This window comes from Streptomyces sp. NPDC026673 (assembly GCF_040638135.1).
Lineage (GTDB): Bacteria > Actinomycetota > Actinomycetes > Streptomycetales > Streptomycetaceae > Actinacidiphila.
Map to the genome: position 1 here is coordinate 1 of NZ_JBEZXR010000183.1, position 1,625 is coordinate 1,625.

The 1,625-nt window shown below is 67.4% G+C and carries 1 protein-coding gene; it reads right to left on the reverse strand.

What is annotated here, in order from left to right:
- Positions 1-30 precede the first annotated feature (30 nt).
- Complete coding sequence (locus tag AB0F62_RS42755) at positions 31-1,272, reverse strand: IS110 family transposase (RefSeq protein WP_361812322.1); 1,242 nt, start codon at positions 1,270-1,272, stop codon at positions 31-33.
- Positions 1,273-1,625: the final 353 nt, after the last annotated feature.

The following is a 1,625-nucleotide window of genomic DNA, read 5'->3' on the forward strand; positions in this document are numbered from 1 at the left end:
GCGGACAAGACACCCCATGCAGCTATCGGGTCAAGCAGCAGTGGCGAGTTGGGGTCTCGTTGGTGGGGTGAAGGCGGTGACCTCGTCGAATTTCTGGCGGGTGGTGAGGCAGTGGTGAAGCTGGCCGATCATGCGGTTGAACAGGTGGCGGAGGGCTGCGTAGTAGCGGTCGCCGGTCTTGCGTCGGCGGTCGTAGTGGGCGTGGGCTCCGGGTGAGGCGGTCAGGGCGGCGAATGCCCAGTGCCGGCCGGTTGCTGCGAGCCGACTGTTCTTGATTCGGCGGTGGCTGACGCGGCGGCTGCGGCCGGATTCTCGGGTGACCGGCGCACTCCCAGCGTAGGCTTTCAGGTCGCGGGCGCTGCCGAAGCGGGCCCGGTCGTCGCCTATTTCCGCGAGGATCCGGGCGCCGGTGAGGATGGCCAGGCCGGGGAAGCTGGTGATGATCTCCGCGTCGGGGTGCTGCAGGAAGAGTTCCTCGGTGGCTTGAGCCAGATCGTCGCAGGCCAGGCAGGCCGCGTCGACTTGGGCGAGGAGAGCGAGGGTCTGGCGTCCCATCGCAGATTCGACCAGGTCGGAATGGCGGAGCTGGCTGCGGCGGAACACCTCCAGCAGTCGGTCGGTCTCGGCGTCGATCCGCCGTTGGCGGCCTGCACGGGTCACGGCGGCTTTGAGCCGGCTGCGGGTGAGGCGGGCGGCCTCGCCAGGTGTGGGAGCGATAGCCAGAATCGCGCGGGCCTCCCGCGCCAGCAGCCGTTCGCGCTTGTCGGCGAACGCTTCGAGGATCGCAGGGTAGTACTCGCGCAGGTGGGAACGGAGTCGGTTGTGGGCGCGTGTGCGGTCCCAGACCGCGTCCTGCTGGGCCCTGGCCAGGACAGCGATCGCCCTGACCAGGTCGGAGTCCTCGGCTAGCGGCCGGTGAAGTTCAGCATCGGTCCGCAGGATGTGCGCCAGGACGACAGCATCCTGATGGTCGGACTTCTTGCGGGAAACAGCGTGCCGGTCTCGATAGCGGGCCACCGCCATCGGATTGATCGCATAGACACGTCGGCCGGTCGCTCGCAGGCAGGCCACCAGCAGACCTCGGGAAGTCTCGATCGCGATCGGGATCGGATCTTCTGGACTGTCGCCGTGCTCGGTCAGCAGCCGCAACAGATCCTGGAATCCCGCGGTGTCGTCGCTGATCCGCAGCTTGCCGAGAAGGCGGGCGTCGCCGTCGACCACCGCGACGTCGTGATGGTCCTCAGCCCAGTCGATTCCGCAGGTCACGTGCACTGCATGCTCCCCTCGAAGCGTCTGCCGTACATCGGCTTCAAAGCCGTGGCAGGGACCACTCGGCGACCTAATAGAAGCGCTCGCGGGCGCACCACCCCATCAGCCGTCCGTGGCCCCAGCAAGGTCCAGGGTCCTCGGTCTCGTGAAGAGCTCGACGGCTCCGGCTGATCGGGAGGTGTCCATGGACATGGCTCGAACCACGGCACGTTACGGCCACCGCGGTCGCGGGGGCAGGGGCCGTGCACGCATCCCTCTTGTCGAAGCACTCCCAGGCGCGGCTTACAGAACAGATGTCTCGCCCAGCCCCTGCCGAGGCCAGCAACATCCAACCTCGGTGCCTATTAGGCCTACAG